This window comes from Thioclava electrotropha, from assembly GCF_002085925.2.
Classification (GTDB): Bacteria; Pseudomonadota; Alphaproteobacteria; order Rhodobacterales; family Rhodobacteraceae; genus Thioclava; species Thioclava electrotropha.
The window spans coordinates 3136448-3156027 of sequence record NZ_CP053562.1; the positions used below are offsets into that span (position 1 = coordinate 3136448).

16 protein-coding genes, 1 pseudogene and 1 other annotated feature are annotated in these 19580 nt (G+C 60.4%); of the genes and pseudogenes, 5 read left to right on the top strand and 12 right to left on the bottom strand.

Annotated features, from left to right (window positions below):
- The first annotated feature begins 383 nt into the window (after positions 1-383).
- Positions 384-442 (top strand) — a sequence feature (sul1 is cis-regulatory element that is thought to sense ions involved in sulfur or methionine metabolism; They are found in Alphaproteobacteria).
- Positions 443-509: 67 nt separating this feature from the next.
- Together AKL02_RS14950 and AKL02_RS14955 are read left to right on the top strand one after the other, a co-directional pair.
- The gene (locus AKL02_RS14950) at positions 510-1991 is read left to right on the top strand and encodes a SulP family inorganic anion transporter (RefSeq protein WP_083079913.1); all 1482 of its coding nucleotides are present in this window, start codon (positions 510-512) and stop codon (positions 1989-1991) included.
- 13 nt (positions 1992-2004) lie between these two features.
- Positions 2005-2856, top strand: coding sequence for a universal stress protein (locus AKL02_RS14955; RefSeq protein ID WP_083079915.1), 852 nt, complete (start codon positions 2005-2007; stop codon positions 2854-2856).
- A gap of 38 nt (positions 2857-2894) precedes the next feature.
- Here AKL02_RS14955 and AKL02_RS14960 read toward each other — a convergent pair whose 3' ends face one another.
- Positions 2895-3920: an IS1595 family transposase gene (locus tag AKL02_RS14960; protein WP_083079917.1), complete on the bottom strand. Its 1026-nt coding sequence runs from the start codon at positions 3918-3920 to the stop codon at positions 2895-2897.
- A 731-nt stretch (positions 3921-4651) separates the two neighbouring features.
- Positions 4652-5811, bottom strand: a protein-coding gene (locus tag AKL02_RS14965) for an IS3 family transposase (RefSeq protein WP_108722452.1) whose coding sequence is annotated in 2 segments (ribosomal slippage) — positions 4652-5562 and positions 5562-5811 — 1161 coding nt in all. Because the reading frame shifts where the segments join, the coding sequence is not laid out codon by codon here.
- A gap of 101 nt (positions 5812-5912) precedes the next feature.
- Between AKL02_RS14965 and AKL02_RS14970 the strand changes: the two genes are divergently transcribed.
- Positions 5913-7015, top strand: a protein-coding gene (locus tag AKL02_RS14970; protein WP_108722454.1) for an IS3 family transposase whose coding sequence is annotated in 2 segments (ribosomal slippage) — positions 5913-6174 and positions 6174-7015 — 1104 coding nt in all. Because the reading frame shifts where the segments join, the coding sequence is not laid out codon by codon here.
- A 192-nt stretch (positions 7016-7207) separates the two neighbouring features.
- On the opposite strand, the pseudogene AKL02_RS14975 reads toward AKL02_RS14970, so the two are convergent.
- Positions 7208-7362, bottom strand: a pseudogene (locus AKL02_RS14975) (transposase); the annotation flags it as partial.
- A 129-nt stretch (positions 7363-7491) separates the two neighbouring features.
- Here AKL02_RS14975 and AKL02_RS14980 point away from each other — a divergent pair.
- Together AKL02_RS14980 and AKL02_RS14985 are read left to right on the top strand one after the other, a co-directional pair.
- A complete protein-coding gene (locus AKL02_RS14980) occupies positions 7492-8367 on the top strand; it encodes a carbohydrate ABC transporter permease (protein ID WP_232621634.1) in 876 nt (291 codons plus the stop codon).
- The gene (locus AKL02_RS14985) at positions 8364-9170 is read left to right on the top strand and encodes a carbohydrate ABC transporter permease (protein WP_232621635.1); all 807 of its coding nucleotides are present in this window, start codon (positions 8364-8366) and stop codon (positions 9168-9170) included. The genes AKL02_RS14980 and AKL02_RS14985 overlap by 4 nt, the downstream gene beginning before the upstream one ends.
- A gap of 6 nt (positions 9171-9176) precedes the next feature.
- Here AKL02_RS14985 and AKL02_RS14990 read toward each other — a convergent pair whose 3' ends face one another.
- The 9 genes from AKL02_RS14990 to glpD form a co-directional block, all read right to left on the bottom strand.
- Positions 9177-10322 carry an iron-containing alcohol dehydrogenase gene (locus AKL02_RS14990; protein ID WP_408648142.1) on the bottom strand — a complete coding sequence of 382 codons (1146 nt, stop codon included), beginning with the start codon at positions 10320-10322 and terminating at the stop codon, positions 9177-9179.
- Entirely contained in the window at positions 10319-11818 is a 1500-nt protein-coding gene (gene glpK / locus AKL02_RS14995; RefSeq protein WP_083079923.1) for a glycerol kinase GlpK, read from the bottom strand. The genes AKL02_RS14990 and glpK overlap by 4 nt, the downstream gene beginning before the upstream one ends.
- Positions 11819-11917: 99 nt before the next feature.
- Complete coding sequence (locus tag AKL02_RS15000) at positions 11918-13648, bottom strand: ABC transporter substrate-binding protein (protein ID WP_083079926.1); 1731 nt, start codon at positions 13646-13648, stop codon at positions 11918-11920.
- A 39-nt stretch (positions 13649-13687) separates the two neighbouring features.
- Positions 13688-13960: a DUF2160 domain-containing protein gene (locus AKL02_RS15005; protein WP_083079929.1), complete on the bottom strand. Its 273-nt coding sequence runs from the start codon at positions 13958-13960 to the stop codon at positions 13688-13690.
- A 12-nt stretch (positions 13961-13972) separates the two neighbouring features.
- Entirely contained in the window at positions 13973-14776 is an 804-nt protein-coding gene (locus tag AKL02_RS15010) for a carbohydrate ABC transporter permease (protein ID WP_083079932.1), read from the bottom strand.
- A complete protein-coding gene (locus tag AKL02_RS15015) occupies positions 14776-15648 on the bottom strand; it encodes a carbohydrate ABC transporter permease (protein WP_083079934.1) in 873 nt (290 codons plus the stop codon). Before AKL02_RS15015 ends, AKL02_RS15010 begins: the two co-directional genes overlap by 1 nt.
- Positions 15648-16739: an ABC transporter ATP-binding protein gene (locus AKL02_RS15020; RefSeq protein ID WP_083079937.1), complete on the bottom strand. Its 1092-nt coding sequence runs from the start codon at positions 16737-16739 to the stop codon at positions 15648-15650. The genes AKL02_RS15015 and AKL02_RS15020 overlap by 1 nt, the downstream gene beginning before the upstream one ends.
- A gap of 11 nt (positions 16740-16750) precedes the next feature.
- Positions 16751-17845: an ABC transporter ATP-binding protein gene (locus tag AKL02_RS15025; RefSeq protein WP_083079940.1), complete on the bottom strand. Its 1095-nt coding sequence runs from the start codon at positions 17843-17845 to the stop codon at positions 16751-16753.
- A 10-nt stretch (positions 17846-17855) separates the two neighbouring features.
- Complete coding sequence (gene glpD, locus AKL02_RS15030; protein WP_083079943.1) at positions 17856-19454, bottom strand: glycerol-3-phosphate dehydrogenase; 1599 nt, start codon at positions 19452-19454, stop codon at positions 17856-17858.
- Between the last annotated feature and the right edge of the window lie 126 nt (positions 19455-19580).

Below are 19580 nucleotides of genomic sequence, written 5' to 3' on the forward strand. Positions count from 1 at the left end.
GCCGTGGGTTGGTGGAAAGGCATTTCATACCATTTGGCCAACCTCTTCGTTCGTCGGCTCATCCAATTCAAATTCTTTCTCTTGCGATGCGCGGAAAAGGCAAACGCATGTTAGAGCCCTCTTTACGAAGATGCCTGACATACGCCCCTACGGTTTTCCTCCTGGAACAAAGCATGGATCAGAGAGCTTCTAAAATGAACCCGCTTATCCACCAAAAAAAGCGATCGCTTTAGCTCTGTAAATGCAGACATCCGGCCGTGCCGGCCAGCGTGTCGTGAAAACTCGTCGCCCCCCGGTTATGACTTGCAACGCGCTCATATCGCGTCGAGATGTGCTCATCTGGTTGCAATTCCGAAATTTGCCCGCTATCTCCAGCGCAATCATCTGGACTTGGGGTGCGATCCCTGAGTGGCTCTCCCGGCCGCCGACCCGCCGGGCTAACCAAGATAATCTGCAAAGATGACCGGTTTGGCATTCAGGCCAGACCGGATAGGAACGGAACTCTCAACATGAACCTCGACGCCTATCGACGCCAGTGGCTCGGTAACGTTCGCGGCGACCTGCTCTCCGGCATCGTCGTCGCACTTGCTCTTATTCCGGAGGCAATTGCCTTCTCGATCATAGCTGGCGTAGACCCGAAAGTTGGTCTCTACGCCTCCTTCTCCATTGCGGTCGTAACCGCCATCGCCGGCGGCCGACCCGGCATGATTTCGGCGGCGACGGCCGCCACCGCCGTGCTCATGGTCACGCTCGTCGCTGACCACGGCCTCGAATACCTGCTGGCAACCACGGTGCTCGCGGGTCTCCTCCAGATCGCCGCTGGGTTCGCCCGGCTCGGTCACCTAATGCGTTTCGTCTCGCGCTCGGTGATGACCGGCTTCGTCAACGCGCTCGCCATCTTGATCTTCATGGCGCAGATCCCCGAGCTGACCGGGGTGCCGTGGCAGACCTACCCCCTCGTCGCGGCCGGTCTCGGGATCATCTATCTCTTTCCCTACCTCACACGGGCCGTGCCCTCTCCGCTGGTCACGATCATTGTCTTGACGGCGGTAGTGATGGTCACGGGCTGGGACGTTCACACCGTCGGCGACATGGGCGCGCTGCCCGATACACTGCCAGTCTTCCTGATCCCCGACATTCCTCTCAATTTCGAGACGCTTACGATCATCCTGCCTTACGCGGCGGCCGTTGCGGTTGTCGGACTTCTTGAAAGCATGATGACCGAGAACATCGTCGATGACCTGACGGACACGAGTTCGGACCGCAACCAAGAGTGCATCGGGCAAGGGCTCGCAAATACCCTCACCGGTTTCATTGGCGGCATGGCTGGCTGTGCCATGATTGGTCAATCTATGATCAACATCAAATCTGGCGGCCGCGGGCGGTTGTCCTGCTTCGCTGCCGGAGTATTCCTGCTCGTGATGGTGGTTCCACTCGGCGACATCGTCGCGCAAATCCCGATGGCGGCGCTCGTTGCAGTCATGATCATGGTCTCGATCGGCACCTTCTCATGGTCATCGATCAAGCAACTCAAAACGCACCCCAGATCGTCATCTGTGGTGATGCTCGTGACCGTGGCGGTCGTGGTCTACACCCACAATCTCGCGATCGGTGTGCTGGTGGGCGTCCTGCTGTCGGGCCTCTTTTTCGCGGCCAAGATCGCGCAGCTCTTCCGGGTCACCTCGTCGCTGTCCGATGACGGGCGCGTGCGCACTTACCACATCACGGGACAGCTTTTCTTCGCCTCGGTGGAGAATTTCATGGACGCCTTTGACTTCAAGGAAGCGGCCGATCGGGTGGTGATCGACGTGAGTCATGCACATATCTGGGACGTCTCTTCGATTGCCGCCCTCGACATGGCCGTGCTGAAGTTCCGTCGAGACGGATCGGTGGTCGAAATCGTTGGCATGAATGAAGCATCGAAGACCATCGTTGACAAGCTGGCCGTCCATGACGAGCCCGGCGCAATGGACAAATTGATGTCGCATTGAGGGAGGGAAACTAATGACCAAGAAAATCATCGCGCTTGTGGACGGCTCTTCGTATTCGAAGAGCGTCTGCGACCATGCCGCGTGGATCGCCAAGCGCGGTGCCTTCGCTGTCGAACTGATGCATGTGCTCGGCCGACGCGAGGGCGGCGGGGGATCGGATTTATCCGGTGCAATTTCTCTGGGGGCTCGCAGTGCCCTGCTGAAAGAGATGTCCAGTCTCGACGAGCAGCGCGCGAAACTATCCCTCACGCGTGGACGCGCCATCCTTGAGGATGCCAAGGCGCTCCTTGATGCGGCCGGCGTGAAAGCGACAGAACACCTGCGCCGCGGTGACCTGATCGAGGCGATTTCCGAGAAGGAGAACGATGCCGAAATCATTCTGATCGGCAAGCGCGGCGAGGCTGCAGACTTCGCCAAAGGCCACCTCGGATCGAACCTGGAACGGGTTGTCCGTGCCGCATCGAAGCCGCTCTTCATCGCGTCACGAGCGTTCCGGCCGATTAGGAAGGTGCTGGTTGCATATGACGGCAGTTCCAGCGCGATGCGCGCTGTCGAATATGTGGCGCGCTCTCCGCTCTATGCCGGTCTTGAGATAAAGATTGTTACGGTCGGATCGGCGACGGACGCCGCGAAGAAGGGCCTCGAAGATGCGAAGGCCATGCTTTCGGGTGCGGGACGCGATGCAGAGACTGGAATCCTTCCCGGCCAGCCGGAAGAAGCCCTCGGCAAGCTAATCGACGAGACAGAGTTCGATCACCTCGTGATGGGAGCCTCGGGGCACTCCCGGTTGCGGTCGCTCTTCGTGGGCTCGACGAGCCTTGAGATGATCCGAACGTGCAAGGTGCCGATCCTGCTGGTGCGGTGATCTCAAAAGTTCGGGCTATGGGCTATGCGCGCTTCAATCTACGGCCAGTATAGTCCGTATTCCTTCGAGCGGCGGACTTGCTTGCCGACCGCTCCTTGAAGCAAGACGCGCATCTGGTCAACGACCGGGATCGGCTTCCAGATCGTCGTCGATCTCTCCCGCTCGACACCAGCTTTCGTGCTCCAGCGCTTGACCACTTCCCGGACGGGATCGCGGTGGTTCCACCGCCAGACGATTTCGTCAAGGTATCGCTGGAGATGCTTTCGCCCCAAGTTGTGGTAGACCCCGACCAAAGCGCGCTGCACTTGGGAAATGACCGCCTCGGCCGTGTTCACGTGGGCGCCGGTCTCCGGGTTGGCATACTCTTTCTGGCTGTGGATCACATACTGGTGATCGGCCATGGTTTTTCCCAGGCCCCTGTAGCTCTTGCTGCCGTCGGTCATCAGGCTTGTCGTCTCGGGGTCGATCCATTCCAGGAGAACCGGCTCGAGCGTCGCCCGCTTGTCATCGGAAACGACTCTGGCGCGCGCCTGTCCGTCCCGTGAGGCCGCCACGAAAATCAGCGGCTTTCCAGTGCCCTTGCCCCTTGGATTATAGGCGCCTGAAAGGGATTTCGGCGCTCCCCCGACATACGCCTCGTCCACTTCGACGATGTCCTCCAATGGCAGTAGCTCGGCATTCCGGTCGTCCATCATTTCCCTGATGGCGTGACCCATCTTCCACGCTGTCTTCTGGTTCACGCCGAGCAGCCGCGCCATCACGACCGAGGAGATGCCCTTACTCGATGTGAGCACCAGAAACATGGCGCAGATCCAGATACGCAAGTCGAGCTTAGTGCCGTGCATCGGGGTGAGCGTGGTAACCGTGAACTGGAGACGGCAATCTCGGCACTGGTAGAGTCCCGGTCGGCAGGACCTGCCGCGCAGCGCCGAAGAGGTCACCGACCCACAATGCGGACAGTGCCTGCCGGTCGACCAAATGATACCCTCCAGAAAGCGTCGTGCGTGCATCTCGCTCGGCATCCGCTTCCAAATGTCAGGGATCGACTTCAGTTCGGTGATCATCGATGTGCTCCGCTTTTTCCGCCAAATGAATAATATTGGCGCGATACACGTTCGGCGAAGCTGAGGTTTGAGATACTTGCGCGAAATATAGCGAGATTTCGGAAAAACTAAGCTACCTCAGTATTTTGCGCGATTAGCTGCTTTTTCTCGTGGATAAGCGGGAAAATGAAATATGCTCGGTTGCGATACACGCCGAGCACCAGCCATTCCTATCGGAAGACTTCGGAGGGCATGTCAGGCAGCCAAATTTCGGATGGAGTACGATACGAAGAATATGGCGACACCGATTGAGACGAAGAAGCCCAGTCCGGGCGCGCCAACACCAATGCTGACGCTCACGGCTGCCAACGCGAGACCAGACATGGCCTTAATAATTGATGTCCCCCGAGACTGAGTTGACCCTCCGCAATGCGGGCATTGATTGGCCTTGGATGAAATTTCGGCTTCGCATTCTTTGCACTTCACAAGCATCTCAAAATCCTCGTTTCAAATCATTCGTTTTCGGGTTTCCGGAAGCGGGTCGGTAAATTTAAGGCGCAATCATGACGAAATGCTGGCAACGTATTTATGGTTCAAGAAGACCATCGCCTCTGGTTCTTGTCTTAGCCCGAGCCTGACTACGCTCCTGTGCTCTTGCCAGCACGCCAACCACACGCTCAGTTTCGCGAGATGTCGTTGATCGGAGGCCAGATAGTATAGCCACGGCTGACCTGCCCCCTTGGGTCCCTCGTTCATAACGAGAGTCTGCAGGTTTGAGATTGGTAGTCGGCTCGGTTGCTGTGGGCAAGCGCGCCGGGCGCGGAGCCCTCAAATTGCTCAAGCGTCCGGCGCGCTTCGAGCGGCGTCTGGTTTCCCAGAGACGAGTGCGGTCTGACGGCGTTGTAGTCGTAGCGCCAGAGCGCCAACTTGCGCCGGGCATCGTCCAGTGTGTCGAAGATCTCCTCGTTTAATAATTCGTCGCGCAGGCTGCCGTTGAAGGACTCGATGAACGCGTTCTGCTGCGGCTTGCCGGGGTCGATGTAGTGCCAGGGAATGGCGTTCTGGTCGGCCCATCTCAGGATGGCCCGGCTGTTGAACTCCGTCCCGTTGTCGCTGACAATGCAAGCAGGCTTTCCGTAGATCCGCAGCAGCGCATCGAGTTCACGGGCAACACGCGTGCCCGATATGCTGGTATCGGCGACCAGGCACAGGTTCTCTCTGCAACAATCGTCGATCACGGCCAAAATACGGAACTTGCGCGAGGCGCCGAAGCTGTCCGCCAGGAAGTCGAGCGACCAGCGCGCATTGGGATGCGCCGCCGCCGGCATCGGCGTGCGTGACCCGCGAGCGCGCTTGCGTCCACGCCGTCGCTTCACCGATAGCCCTTCCTCGCGATAGAGCCGATACAGCTTCTTGTGGTTCATGGTCATGCCCTTGCGCTCAAGCAGGATACCGATCCGGCGATAGCCAAACCGGCGCCGCTTCCCGGCGATCTCCTTCATCTCCTCGCGGATCTCGGGGCAGTCCGGCGGGCGTGTGCGCCGGACCGTCTTGGGGTCGACACCGATAAGCTGGCAGGCTCGACGCTGCGAGATGTCATGATCCCGCATCGCCCTGAGCGCCGCCTCTCGCCGCCTGGTCAATGTCGTCAATTCTTTCCCAGCAGATCCTTCAGAACCACGTTGTCGAGCATGGTGTCGGCCAACAGACGTTTGAGCTTGGCGTTTTCGTCTTCGAGCGCCTTCAGCCTGGCCGCCTCGGAGAGCTCCATGCCACCATACTTGGCCTTGAACTTGTAAAAGGTCGCCGGGCTGAGGCCATGCCTGCGGCACACATCAGCTGTCGCCATGCCTGCCTCCTGCTCCTTGATCATCCCGATAATCTGCGCCTCGGTGAAACGGCTTTTTCGCATTCGTCTGCTCCTTCAGAGTTTGATCTGATCCCCGGAAACTGGACCGTTTGAAGCTGGAGTTTTCCGCTACGCTTCCTTGGCTGGAAGAGGAGTGGAATCGCATGAAGGCGAGCAAATTTTCGGACGCGCAGAAGGCGTTCATTTTGAAGCAAGGCGAGGAAGGCACGCCGGTCGCGGAGATCTGTCGGAAGGCTGGGATCAGCCAGGCGACCTACTTCAGTTGGAAGAAGAAATACGCGGGCCTTCTGCCTGACGAGATGCGACGACTGAAGCAGCTCGAGGATGAGAACGCCAGGTTGAAGAAGATCGTCGCGGACCTGACGCTGGATCGGGAGATGTTGCAAGACGTCATCCGCCGAAAGCTCTGAAGCCTGATCGCAAGCGCGAACTGGTTCGCGGGATGTGTAGCGATTGGGCGGTCTCGATCCGAAAGGCCTGTGGGGCTATGGGGTTTGACCGTTCGACGTTTCACTACAAGTCTCGCCGCGCCGATCAGGCTGCTGTCGCCAAGCGGATCCGGGAGATCTGTGAAACGCGGGTGCGGTATGGCTACCGGCGCGTTCACGTCCTGCTCGAACGTGAGGGCTGGAACATCAACATCAAGAAAGTCTATCGGATTTACAGGGAGTTGGGATTGCAACTCAGGAACAAGACGCCGAAGCGCCGTGTGAAGGCCAAGCTGCGTGACGACCGCGCCGAGGCGGTCGGCCCGAACGACGTCTGGGCAATGGACTTTGTTCACGATCAGCTTGCGACCGGCAAGAAGCTCAGGGTTCTGACAGTCATCGACACCTTCTCACGCTACGTGCCAGTGCTCGATGTCCGGTTCAGCTACCGCGGCGAGGATGTGGTCGCAACGCTGGACCGGGTGTGCCGACAGACAGGCTATCCGAAGACTATCCGAGTCGATCAGGGCACCGAGTTCGTGTCTCGCGACATGGACCTTTGGGCCTATCAGCGTGGCGTGACCCTCGACTTCTCGCGCCCTGGCAAGCCGACCGACAATGCATTCATCGAAGCGTTCAACGGCCGGTTCCGGACCGAGTGCTTGAACCAGCATTGGTTCCTCACCCTTGCGGATGCGGCCGAAAAGTTGGAGGCTTGGCGTAGATACTACAATGAGGAACGGCCACACGGCGCGATCGGGAACAAGGCCCCGATCACGCTGACGAAATCGGGGGGCGTCACCAGCCCGTCACCCTGAGCAAAGCCGGGAAACTCTGCCTAAGGGCGGTAGAGCTCTGGGGTGCGGATCAAGTTGGCGCAGACTCTACACTACGTTGAGGGATCCCGTGGGGGGCAGGTCAAACGCGATGGTTAACTGATGACAGTCTCGAGCAGATTTCCAAACTGCGCTTCGCTACAGGTTCTGGAAGGCCCGAAAGCTTGGCGCGCGGCGGCACCTCCATGCAGCCCAATCTCGATCGCCACTTGTAGAAGGTCGCGTCGCTGGTGCCGGGTTTGCGGCACAGCTCTTTCCCGCCCAGCCCGGCGTGATGCTCCTTCAGGATGCCAATGATCTGCTCTTTGCAAAAACCTGCTTCTCTTCATCTTCTGTATCTTCGCGAAACGACAGCCAATCCCGCGCCTCTCTGTCTAAATCATTACTATCCTTGACATTTCATCGATCACCCCGTTCGATTTCCTCGACAGGGTGGTTGCTTCAGGGAGGGCACTGCGATGATCAAGCCACATTCGAACCGCGCGTGGCTACTGATGATACCTGCGCTTCTCATAATGGGCTTCGTCGCAGTTCTGCCTCTGGTCGCCGTTTTCAACTACTCATTTCACGACATCTTCACCCTCGACACGGCACTTTGGGTCGGGCCGCAATGGTATCTCGAGATCATCCGCGATCCGAGCTTTTGGGCGAGCCTCGGGCGAAGCGCATTGTTTTCGGCCATCGTGTTGTCGATTCAGGTGCCGCTGGGGATCTGGATCGCTCTCTTGATGCTGCGGATCGGTCGCTGGGCGGTGCCGGTGCTGATGATGCTCGCCCTGCCCCTCGTTGTTCCGTGGAACATGATCGCGGGTATGTGGCTCACTCTGATCGATCCGCAGATCGGGCTTCTCGGCAAGGCGATCGCCACAGCGGGTATTGGCTTCGACTATAAGTTCACCGCGCTGCATACTTGGATCCTCATCGTCGCGGCGGATACGTGGCACTGGTTGGGCCTCGTCGTGATCCTCTCCTACGCGTCGCTGTCGGCGATCCCGGCCTCCTATCGACAGGCAGCGGCGATCGACGGAGCATCCCGGCTCGCGGTATTCCGCCATATCGAATTGCCGCGGATCGCCGGGGCGCTATCGATCGTATTGCTGTTACGTTTCGTCGACAGCTTTATGATCTACACGGAGGCTTTCACGATTAACGCAGGCGGACCGCAGGGTGCGACGACTTTCATCTCGCTCGAACTGGGAGAAGACATTCGCAGCTTCACCTATGGCCGCGCCGCCGCGCGTGCGATGCTCGATTTCCTGATCGTGCTAAGCGTCGCCTGGGCATTCATCCGCATTCGGGCCGGACGTAGCACCTCGCCGGAGGCGACCCGATGAAGATGACGCGAATGCGCCCATCAATTGCGCTCGGCCTCGCCTTCGCAGCTCTGGCCCTCTTCATCCTGCTGCCGTTCGTTCAAACGGTGCTGTTGAGCTTCACGCTGACGCTGCCGCGCGAGGGATATCGCGAGGGACAGGCGACGCTGATCAACTATGCCACCGTCTTCGCACGCCCCGACCTGCGCGATGCGATCTGGAACTCGCTTGTCTATGTTCTGCTCAACGTGACGCTCTGCCTCGCGGCCGGACTGCCCGCCGCCTATGCGATTGCGCGCTTCCGCTTTACCGGCGATCGCCACATCCTCTTCGCGCTGATCGCCTTCAGGCTGACGCCACCCGTCGTGCTATCGCTCCCGATCTTCATTCTCTTCGCCCATGTCGGGCTGGTGAACAGCCCGGTCGGGATCGCGCTGGTGCATTGCGTGTTCAACCTGCCGATCGCGATCTGGATCCTCGAAAGCTTCATCGCAGCCGTGCCGCGCGAATTCGACGAAACCTGCTTCCTCGACGGCCATTCTTTCCGACATTTTTTCCTCGGCAAGCTGATCCCGGTGATCGCGCCCGGGATCGGCGTGACCGTCTTCTTCTGCTTCATCTTCTCCTGGGTGGAGGTGGTCTTCGCGCGCATTCTGACGGTCACCGCCGGCAAACCGATCACCATGGCGATCAGCGCGCTGTTCGGCTTTCAAACGGATATCGGTCTGGTAATGGCGATGACGGTGGTCTCGCTGATCCCGGGCGTCGCGATGATCTGGTTCGTGCGCAATCACATCGCACGGGGATTTGTCATACGCACCTGAGGTCGCTCAGAACGCGGCGCGCAGAATGTCGCACAGAACATCTTCGCCCAGTGTCACAGGGTTCGCGGCCATGGAGGAGCTGGACTTCGACAGCCGCGCAATCTCCTCGATCTCATCGGAGTCGACGCCCATCGCGCCAAGCCGGGGCAGCCCCCATTCGTCGATCTGCCGTTCCAGCGCCGTGAAAGCGTCGGTCCACGCAACGGCCAGCCCCTCGCCCAGCCAGTCTGCAACCTCGTCAAAGCGCGCAACCATCGCGGCATCGCTCGCCACGGCGGCACGGTTCGCCTGTAGTACCCCTGGCAGGAGCCGTCCGCAGATCGCGCCATGCGCCGCCCCGCTTTGCCCCCCAATCACGCCCGCGAAACCATGCACCGCGCCAAGGCCTGCATTGCCCAACGCCATACCGCCGAACAGGCTCGCCCGCGCCATTTCGTCTCGTGCATTCGTGCTCTCCTCCGCCATCAGCTGGACAAGCGCATGGATCGCCCGCGGGATCGCATCACGACACAGCGCGTCGGTCAGTATATTCGCGCGGCTGCAGAGATAGGGCTCAATCACCTGCGTCAGCGCGTCCAGCCCCGAGGCCAGCGTAACAGCGCGCGGGCAGCGATCGGTCAGCGCCGGATCGACGATCGCGAGCGAGGCCATCATCCGGTCGTCGCGCAGGCTGACCTTCCGGCGGTGTTCGGGGAACTGGATCACCGCATTGCGGGTGGCCTCCGCCCCGGTGCCGGCAGTGGTAGGGATCGCAATGAACGGCAGCGGCGGCGCGTTCAGCGGGCGCCCCTCCCCGACCAGTTCAAAATGCACGATCGGATCGCTCGCGGCAGGGATCAGAGCCGCCAAGGCCTTGCCCAGATCGAGCACCGCACCGCCCCCGACCGCCACGACGCAATCGGGGCGCATCTCGCGCAGCCGCTCGAGCGCATCACGTAGATCGGGATAGCTCGGCTCTCCGCGACTGATTATCACCTCGACCGTTCGGCCCGCTTCGCGCAGAGCATCTTCCAGCGTGTCGGCCCAATCGACCGAGCGTCCGCGCACGAGCGCTACACGCGCCCCATAGCGCGCGATCAGATCGGCGCTCGCATGCCGCTCGTCGCGCCCGAAAAGAATACGGCCCGGAAAGCGCAACGAAAATTCCATCAGACTGGCCCCACCGCCGCGATGGTGGCCTCGACTGCCTTCTTCCACGCGGCGTAGCGCGCTTCGCGTGTGGCCTCGTCCATCTCGGGGGCGAAGTTGCGATCGAGCGCCCAGCCCTTCGCGAACTCTTCCGGCTCGGGATAAATCCCCGCCTTGTAGCCCGCGAGCCATGCCGCGCCGAGGGCTGTCGTCTCCAGCACTTCGGGCCGGTCGACAGGCGCCCCGAGGATGTCCGACAGGAACTGCATCGCCCAGTCCGAGGCCGTCATGCCGCCATCGACGCGCAGGGTCGGGCGCGCGTCATCGGACCAGTCGGCCTGCATCGCCTCCAAGAGGTCGCGGGTCTGGAAACCAACCGATTCCAGCGCCGCGCGGGCGAACTCGGCCGGGCCGGAGCTGCGGGTCAGGCCGAAGACCGCGCCACGGCAATCGGGGTTCCAATAGGGCGCGCCGAGGCCGGTGAAGGCGGGCACAATGATCACGTCCTGCTCGGGGTCGGACTGCTCGGCCAGCGCCTGGGTCTGATCCGCGGCTTCGATGATCTTCAGCCCGTCGCGCAGCCATTGCACCACCGCCCCGGCGACGAAGATCGAGCCTTCGAGCGCGTAAGTGACCTCGCCGTCAAGCTGATAGGCTATGGTGGTCAGCAGCCGGTTCTCCGAGCGCACCATTTGATCGCCGGTATTGAGCAGCGCAAAGCACCCGGTCCCATAGGTCGATTTCAGCATGCCCGGCTTGAAGCAGGCCTGCCCCACGGTCGCCGCCTGCTGGTCGCCCGCGACGCCGAGGATCGGGATGTCCGCACCGAAGAGGTCGGGTTGCGTCACGCCAAACTCGGCGGCGCAATCCATGACCTCGGGCAGCATCTCCACCGGCACGCCGAGCTTGGCCGCGATGGTCGTCGACCAGCGGCCCTTGGCGATATCGTAGAGCATCGTGCGCGCGGCATTGGTGGCGTCGGTGACATGCGATGTGCCGCCGGTCAGTTTCCAGATCAGCCAGCTGTCGATCGTGCCGAAGGCGAGCTTGCCCGCCTCGGCGGCCTCGCGCGCGCCGTCGACGTTCTCCAGAAGCCAGCGCAGTTTCGTGGCCGAGAAATACGGGTCCACAATCAGCCCGGTACGCGCGGTCACGGTCCCTTCGAAGCCGTCCTCGCGCAGCTCGCGGCAAAATTCGGCGGTGCGGCGGTCCTGCCAGACGATGGCGTTATGAATCGGCTTTCCGCTCTCGCGGTCCCAGACCAGCGTCGTCTCGCGCTGGTTGGTGATGCCGATGCCGGAAATGTCGGAGGCCGAAATCCCGGCCTTCTCGATCGCACCGCGCACGGTCGCCAGCACGCTGTCCCAGATTTCCTCGGCATCATGCTCGACCCAGCCGGAATGCGGGAAGTGCTGCGTGAATTCCTGCTGCGCGCTCGCCACCGGGCGCAGCGCATCGTCAAAGACGATCGCGCGCGACGACGTGGTGCCTTGGTCGATTGCCAGAATATAGGTCGCCATAATGCTCACCGTTCTCTTTCCGGCGATGCCCTGTGCACCCAGAGCATGGCGAAAAAGAGAACGAGGCGATGCCGCGGCACCGCCTCGCCTTGTTTTCAGTTATTCATTCCAGCTTTTCACAAGCTCATCGTAGTCGACCGTAACCGGCTTTTCGCGCTCGTTGTCCAGCTTCAGCTTGGGCGATTGCGAGCCATTGTCGACCGAATACTTATGCCACCATTCGAGATCGTGCTTATCGGCCATCTTCGGTCCCTTGTCGCCCTGGACACCCGCACGCTCAAGACGTTCAAGCACCTTTTCCTGGGCTTGGCAGAGCGAATCCATGGCTTCCTGCACGGTTTTCGCACCCGACGACGCATCCCCGATATTCTGCCACCACAGCTGAGCCAGCTTTGGGTAGTCCGGCACGTTGGTCCCCGTCGGAGTCCACTGAACGCGCGCGGGCGAACGGTAGAATTCGATCAGGCCACCCAGATCGGGCGCGCGCTTGGTGAAGCTCTTGTCCTGAATCGTGCTTTCACGAATGAAGGTCAGACCCACTTGGCTTTTCTTCACGTCGACCAGCTTCGAGGTTACGAACTGGGCATAGAGCCACGCGGCTTGCGCACGCTTGAGCGGGGTCGATTTCATCAGGGTCCAGGAGCCCACGTCCTGGTAGCCGAGCTTCATGCCCTTCTCCCAGTAAGCGCCATGCGGCGACGGCGCCATACGCCATTTCGGCGTGCCGTCATCGTTCACCACGGGCAGCCCCTTCTTCACCATGTCGGCGGTGAAGGCGGTATACCAGAATGCCTGCTGGGCAACCTCGCCCTGCGCCGGAACCGGTCCAGCCTCGGAGAAGGTCATGCCTTCGGCAGACGGCGGAGCATAGTTCTTCAGCCAATCGATATACTTCTGCACCGCATAGACCGCTGCAGGCCCGTTGGTCGCACCACCGCGATCGACGCAGGAGCCAACCGGCTGATCCTTGTCGTTGACCCGGATACCCCATTCGTCGACCGGCTTGCCGTTCGGCAGACCCTTGTCGCCTTCGCCCGCCATCGACAGCCAGGCATCGGTGAAGCGCCAGCCAAGCGACGGATCCTTTTTGCCATAGTCCATGTTGCCATAGACCTTCTTCGGACCGCCGATATAGGACATGTCGCGCCCGGTGAAAAACTTGGCGATGTCTTCATAGGCGGACCAGTTCACCGGCACGCCAAGATCATAGCCGAATTCCTTTTTGAAGTCGGCTTTGGTCTTCGGATCATTGAACCAATCATAGCGGAACCAGTAGAGGTTCGCGAATTGCTGATCGGGAAGCTGATAGAGCTTGCCGTCCGGCGCGGTGGTGAAGCTGAGCCCGATGAAATCGTTCAAATCGAAGTAGGGATCGGTGACGGCTTTGCCATCACCCTTCATCCAATCTGTCAGATTGCGGACCTGACCGTAGCGCCAATGCGTCCCGATGAAATCAGAGTCGTTGACATATGCATCGTAGATGTTCTCGCCCGTCTGCATCTGGGTCTGGATCTTTTCGACCACATCCCCTTCCTGGATCACGTCATGGATCACCTTGATACCGGTGATCTTCTCGAACCATGGCGCAAGCGTCTTGGACTCATAAGCATGGGTCGTGAGCGATTCCGAGACCACATGGATCTCCATGCCCTGGTAAGGCTTCGCGGCATCGACGAACCATTGGAGTTCTTTCTCAGCATCGGCTCGCGACAGCGTCGTCATGTCGCCGATTTCCTGATCAAGGAACTGTTTGCCGGCCTCCATGTCGGCGAAAGCTGGCGATGCAGCTATCAATGCGATAGCCATCGCGGTGGTTAAACGCAGTCTCATAGTTTCTCCTCCCTGAGTAGTTGCGTGGTTAAATTCCCATTAAACCCAGCGGAACACGGCCACTGCCCAGACCAGGCCGAGGATCAGCCCGCCCCAGACCGGCACTCCCGCCGTGCCCAGCCAGATCAAATTGATGAACGCCGCCCCGAGCAGGCTGATGAACAGCCGATCGCCCCGGGTGGTCTCAATACGAAGAATGCCGATACGGGGCGTCTCCGGGCGCTTGATGCCGATCACCGTGAAGATCACCAGCAACAGCGCGATCACTACGAAGAACAATGCAGTCGGCCATGTCCATGCCATCCAGCTCATAGTGCTACCTCCTCAGACGCGGCCCAGGGCAAAGCCCTTGGCGATGTAGTTGCGCACGAAATAGATCACGAGCGCCCCGGGAATGATGGTGAGAACCCCAGCAGCTGCGAGCAGCCCCCAATCCACCCCTGAAGCGGAGACGGTCCGGGTCATAGTCGCCCCGATCGGCTTGGCATCGACCGAGGTCAGCGTGCGCGACAGCAGAAGCTCGACCCAGGAGAACATGAAGCAGAAGAAGGCCGCGACCCCGATGCCGGATGCGATAAGCGGCATGAAGATCTTGATGAAGAAGCGGCCGAAGGAATAGCCGTCGATATAGGCGGTTTCATCGATCTCCTTGGGAACCCCGCGCATGAACCCTTCAAGGATCCAGACTGCGAGCGGCACGTTGAAAAGCGTATGTGCGAGCGCGACGGCGATATGCGTGTCGAATAGCCCGATCGAAGAATAGAGCTGAAAGAACGGCAGGGCGAAAACCGCGGGCGGCGCCATCCGGTTCGTCAGCAACCAGAAGAACAGGTGTTTGTCGCCCATGAAGTTGTAGCGCGAGAACGCGTAGGCAGCAGGCAGCGCGACGGTGATCGAAATCACCGTGTTCTGGACCACGTAGATGAGCGAATTGACGTAGCCCATGTACCAGCTCGGATCGGTGAAGATCTTGACGTAGTTTTCGAAAGTCAGATCGTGCGGCCAGAGCGAAAAGCTCGACAGGATCTCCTCGTTGGTCTTCAGGCTCATGTTCAGAAGCCAGTAGATTGGGATCATCAGGAACAGCAGGTAAAGCGCCATGACGATCGGTTGTGATTTCAGTCGCATCACTTGCCCTCCGACTTCTCGATATTGGTCATCACCGTGTAGAAGGCCCAGCTCACCAGCAGGATCACGAGGAAATACATCAGCGAGTAGGCCGCAGCGGGACCGAGGTCGAACTGCCCCAGCGCCATCTTCACAAGATCGATCGACAGGAAGGTGGTGGAGTTGCCAGGTCCGCCGCCGGTGACGACGAAGGGTTCGGTGTAGATCTTAAAACTATCCATGAAGCGCAGCAAAATCGCGATGGTCAGCACGCCCTGCATCTTCGGAAGCTCGATATAGCGGAAGATTTTCCAGCGGCTCGCCTGATCGATCTTGGCTGCCTGGTAATAGGCGTCGGGAATGGATTGCAGCCCCGCATAGGCCAGAAGCGCGACCAGCGAAGTCCAGTGCCAGACATCCATCACGACGATGGTGATCCAGGCATCGCGGACATTGGCGGTGTAGTTGTAGTCGATCCCCAGCGCGTCGAGCGAATAGCCCAGAAGACCGATATCCACGCGCCCGAAGATTTGCCAGATCGTACCGACCACGTTGAACGGGATCAGCAGAGGCAGTGCCATCGTCACCAGACAGAACGAGGCCCAGGCGCCACGCTTGGGCATGTTGAGCGCAACGAAAACCCCGAGCGGCACCTCGATCGCGAGGATGATCGCCGAGAACATCGTCTGCCGCCCGAGCGCGTTCCACATGCGATCCGAATGCAGCATCTCATCGAACCATTCGAGCCCGGCCCAGAAGAAGACGTTGTTTCCGAACGTGTCCTGAACCGAATAATTCACCACTGTCATCAGTGGGATCACCGCCGAGAAGGCGACCAGCAACAGGACTGGCAGAACCAGCCACCAAGCGCGGTTATTCTGTGTCTTTTCCATCAGCTTGCCTCCCCGATCGGTGCGACGCGCCAATTGTCGGCGTAAATGTTGATCTGTTCAGGTGCGAGGATCAGCCGGTTCGAATCTGCGGGCACAGGCGCGCCCTCCGGCACGGAGATGTTCAGCTCTGTCCCGCCAGCCCGGGCCCGGACGATCCGGTGGCGCCCGACATCTTCGACGCGCTCGATCTGAACAGGCAGGCCATCGCCTACATCGGAGAGCGCACAGAATTCCGGACGGATGCCAAGCTGGACGCGACCTTCCAATGGCCCATTCGAATAGGCCGCGCCCAGCGGGATCTCGTAGCCGTCAATGACGGCCCGCGACCCCGATACCTTGGCCTCGAGGAAATTCATCCCTGGAGAGCCAATGAAGTAGCCCACGAATGTATGCGCGGGCCGTTCGAACAGTTCTTTCGGCGTTCCCATCTGCACGACCCGGCCTTCGGACATCACCACCACCTTATCGGCGAAGGTCAGCGCCTCTGTCTGGTCATGGGTGACGTAGATCATCGTGTGCCCGAACTCGCGATGCAGCGCTTTCAGCTGCGTGCGCAGTTCGAACTTCATATGCGGGTCGATAACGGTCAGCGGCTCGTCAAAGAGGATAGCATTGACGTCCTCACGCACCATGCCGCGCCCGAGGCTGATCTTCTGCTTGGCGTCCGCAGTCAGGCCGCGTGCCTTACGCGAAAGCACATCCTCCATCCCGATCATCGCGGCAATCTGGTCGACCCGCGCCTTGATGTAATCGGCTCTCATGCCGCGATTTTTCAGCGGGAAGGCAAGATTGTCGCGCACTGTCATCGTGTCGTACACGACGGGAAACTGGAACACCTGCGCGATATTTCGCTCCGCCGTCGCTGCGTGGGTGACGTCCTTTCCGTCGAAAAGGATCCGACCCTGCGAAGGTTGCAGCAGTCCCGAGATGATGTTGAGAAGTGTCGATTTTCCGCAGCCCGAGGATCCCAGAAGCGCATAGGCGCCGCCGTCGTCCCAGATATGATCGAAGGGTTTGAGCGCCCAGTCATCCTCCGAACTCGGATCGGGCAGATAACTATGCGCGAGATTGTTCAAAGTGATTTGTGCCATTGTCTTCCCCCTCAAGCCGCCTGCGCATATGCGGCCGGAACCGCCAGAGATCCGTCCTCGGAGAACAGGTAAATCCGATCGGTATCTACCGCGATCACCACTTCGTCGCCCGTGCCGAGGTCATAGACGCCAGGGATCAAGGCGACCCAGGACTGGTCGCCGTGACGCAGATGCAGATAAGTCTCCGATCCCGTCACCTCGGTGCCGGTCAGCTGGCAGCGGAATTCGAGCGCGTTACCATCGCCTCCCTCGCGCGCCAGGTGGACGTGATTGGGCCGGAAGCCGGCGATGTAGCGCCCTGCCTCGAGCTGCGCGAAACCGCCGTCGGCCGGCCAGCGCGCCTCTCCGCCGAAAACGAGACGGTGACCGTCGCGCGCGACGTCGACGAAATTCATCGGCGGATCCGAGAAGACCCGCGCCGTAATCTGGTCGCGCGGCTGGCGGTAGACCTCGGCGGTCGGGCCGAACTGCGTGATCCGCCCCTCCCAGAGCGTCGCGGTATTGCCACCGAGCAGCAGTGCCTCTTCCGGCTCGGTCGTGGCGTAGACGAAGATCGCGCCGGAAGCTTCAAAGATTTTCGGAATTTCGACACGCAACTCCTCGCGGAGCTTGTAGTCGAGATTGGCCAGCGGTTCGTCGAGCAGCACGAGCCCCGCGCCTTTTACGAGCGCCCGCGCCAGCGCGCAGCGTTGCTGCTGGCCGCCCGACAGCTCCAGCGGTTTGCGCTCGAGCATCGGCGTCAGCTTCATCATCTCGGCGGTCTCGCGCACGCGCCGGTCGATCTCGGAGGCCTCGCACTTCTGTAACCGCAGCGGCGAGGCGATGTTGTCGTAGACGCTCATCGCCGGATAGTTGATGAACTGCTGATAGACCATCGCCACCTTGCGGTCCTGCACCCGCGCGCCGGTGACGTCCTCGCCTTCCCAGAAGACCCGGCCTGCGCTCGGCTCGTCCAGCCCCGCCATAAGCCGCATCAGCGACGTCTTACCCGCCAGCGTCGGCCCGAGAAGCACGTTCATCGTGCCTTTCTGCAAGACGAGGTCAGTCGGATGAATGTGAATCCGCCCATCGACTACTCGCTCGACGCCTTTCAACTCCAGTGTCATGCCTGCCCCCTCATTCCGCTACCCGCGCCTGCGGATCCGCGAGACGTGTCTTCATGTATTCGGCCAATTTTTCGATCTCGGATGCGCTCAGACGGAGCCCGAGCTTGGTTCGGCGCCAGACGATATCTTCAGCCGTCTGCGCCCATTCCTTCTTCATCAGCCAATTGACCTCGGAGGCACGGAGCGTCGCGCCAAAATCCTGTCCGAGATCCTCCGCCGACTTTGCATTACCCAGAATTTCGCGCGCATCGAGCCCATAATGGCGCAGCATCCGCTCCGCCCATGCCGAATCCAGGAACGGGTACTCGCGCATGAGCTCGCCAAGAATTCGATCGGTCTCGGTCGGCGCGAACTCTCCGCCCGGCAAGGATGCGCGCGCAGTCCATTCGCTGCGCATATCTTGGAAATAGGGTGCGAGCTTTGCCATCGCGCCTTCGGCCAAGCGGCGATAGGTCGTGATCTTTCCGCCGAACACATTGAGCAGCGGTAGCCCCGCCTGATCGTCCAGCGAAAGCACGTAGTCGCGCGTCGCCGCCGTCGCCGAAGACGCCCCGTCATTATAGAGCGGCCGCACGCCTGAATAGGTCCAGACGATGTCGTCCCGGGTTACCGGCGTCTTGAAATAATTCGACACGAAGGCGCAGAGATAATCTTTCTCGGCGTCGGTGCAGACGGCTTCGCCCGGCGGCCCCTGATGATCCTGATCCGTGGTACCGATAAGCGTGAAATCCTGCTCGTAGGGGATCGCGAAACAAATCCGGCCATCCTCGCCCTGGAAGAAATAGCAGCGGTCATGGTCGTAGAGCTTGCGCGTGACGATGTGGCTTCCACGGACCAAGCGGATCGACTCCCGCGTGTTGATCCGCACCGTGTTGGTGATCACGTTCTCGACCCAGGGCCCCCCGGCATTCACCAGCGCGCGGGCGTTGTGTTCGCGACGCCCTTCCCGGCCTTCGGTGGTGACATGCCAAACCTCGTCGCGCCGTTCGGCTGCGACGACCTTCGTACGGGTCAGGATCGTGGCGCCGCGCGCCTCGGCATCCCGGGCGTTCAGGACGACCAGACGCGCATCCTGAACCCAGCAATCTGAATACTCGTAGGCAAGACGGAACCGCTCTTGCAGCGGTCGACCCGCCTCGTCATCGGAGAGGTCGAGAGTTTCTGTTCCGGGAAGTAGATTGCGTCCGCCAAGATGGTCGTAAAGAAAAAGGCCCAGCCGAATGAGCCAGGCCGGACGGCGCCCTTTCATCCAGGGCATGATCCGCGAGAGCAGACGCGACGTGGGCGTGTCGCTCTCGAAACGCATGTCGGCGCTATAGGGCAGCACGAAACGCATCGACCAGCTGATATGGGGCATGGCGTTCAGGAGTACTTCGCGTTCGCGCAACGCTTCGCGCACCAGCCTGAATTCGAAAAACTCGAGATAGCGCAAGCCACCATGAAACAATTTGGTCGACGAAGACGAGGTCGCCTGCGCGAGATCGCCCATTTCGGCAAGCGTCACCGATAGTCCGCGCCCCGCAGCGTCCCGGGCAATACCGCACCCGTTGATGCCGCCGCCGATCACGAAGAGATCGGTCACCCGGTCGTTATTTTCGAAAGCTGGCACAGACGATCCTCCTTCGCTGCACCTACAAACGTGAGCGATTCGTTACTTTCTGTCAAAAGTTTTTTTCGTTTTTGATCGTTTTGTGGCGCTTTTCTGGATTTTCGCGGGTAATAGCGCGATCCCGCA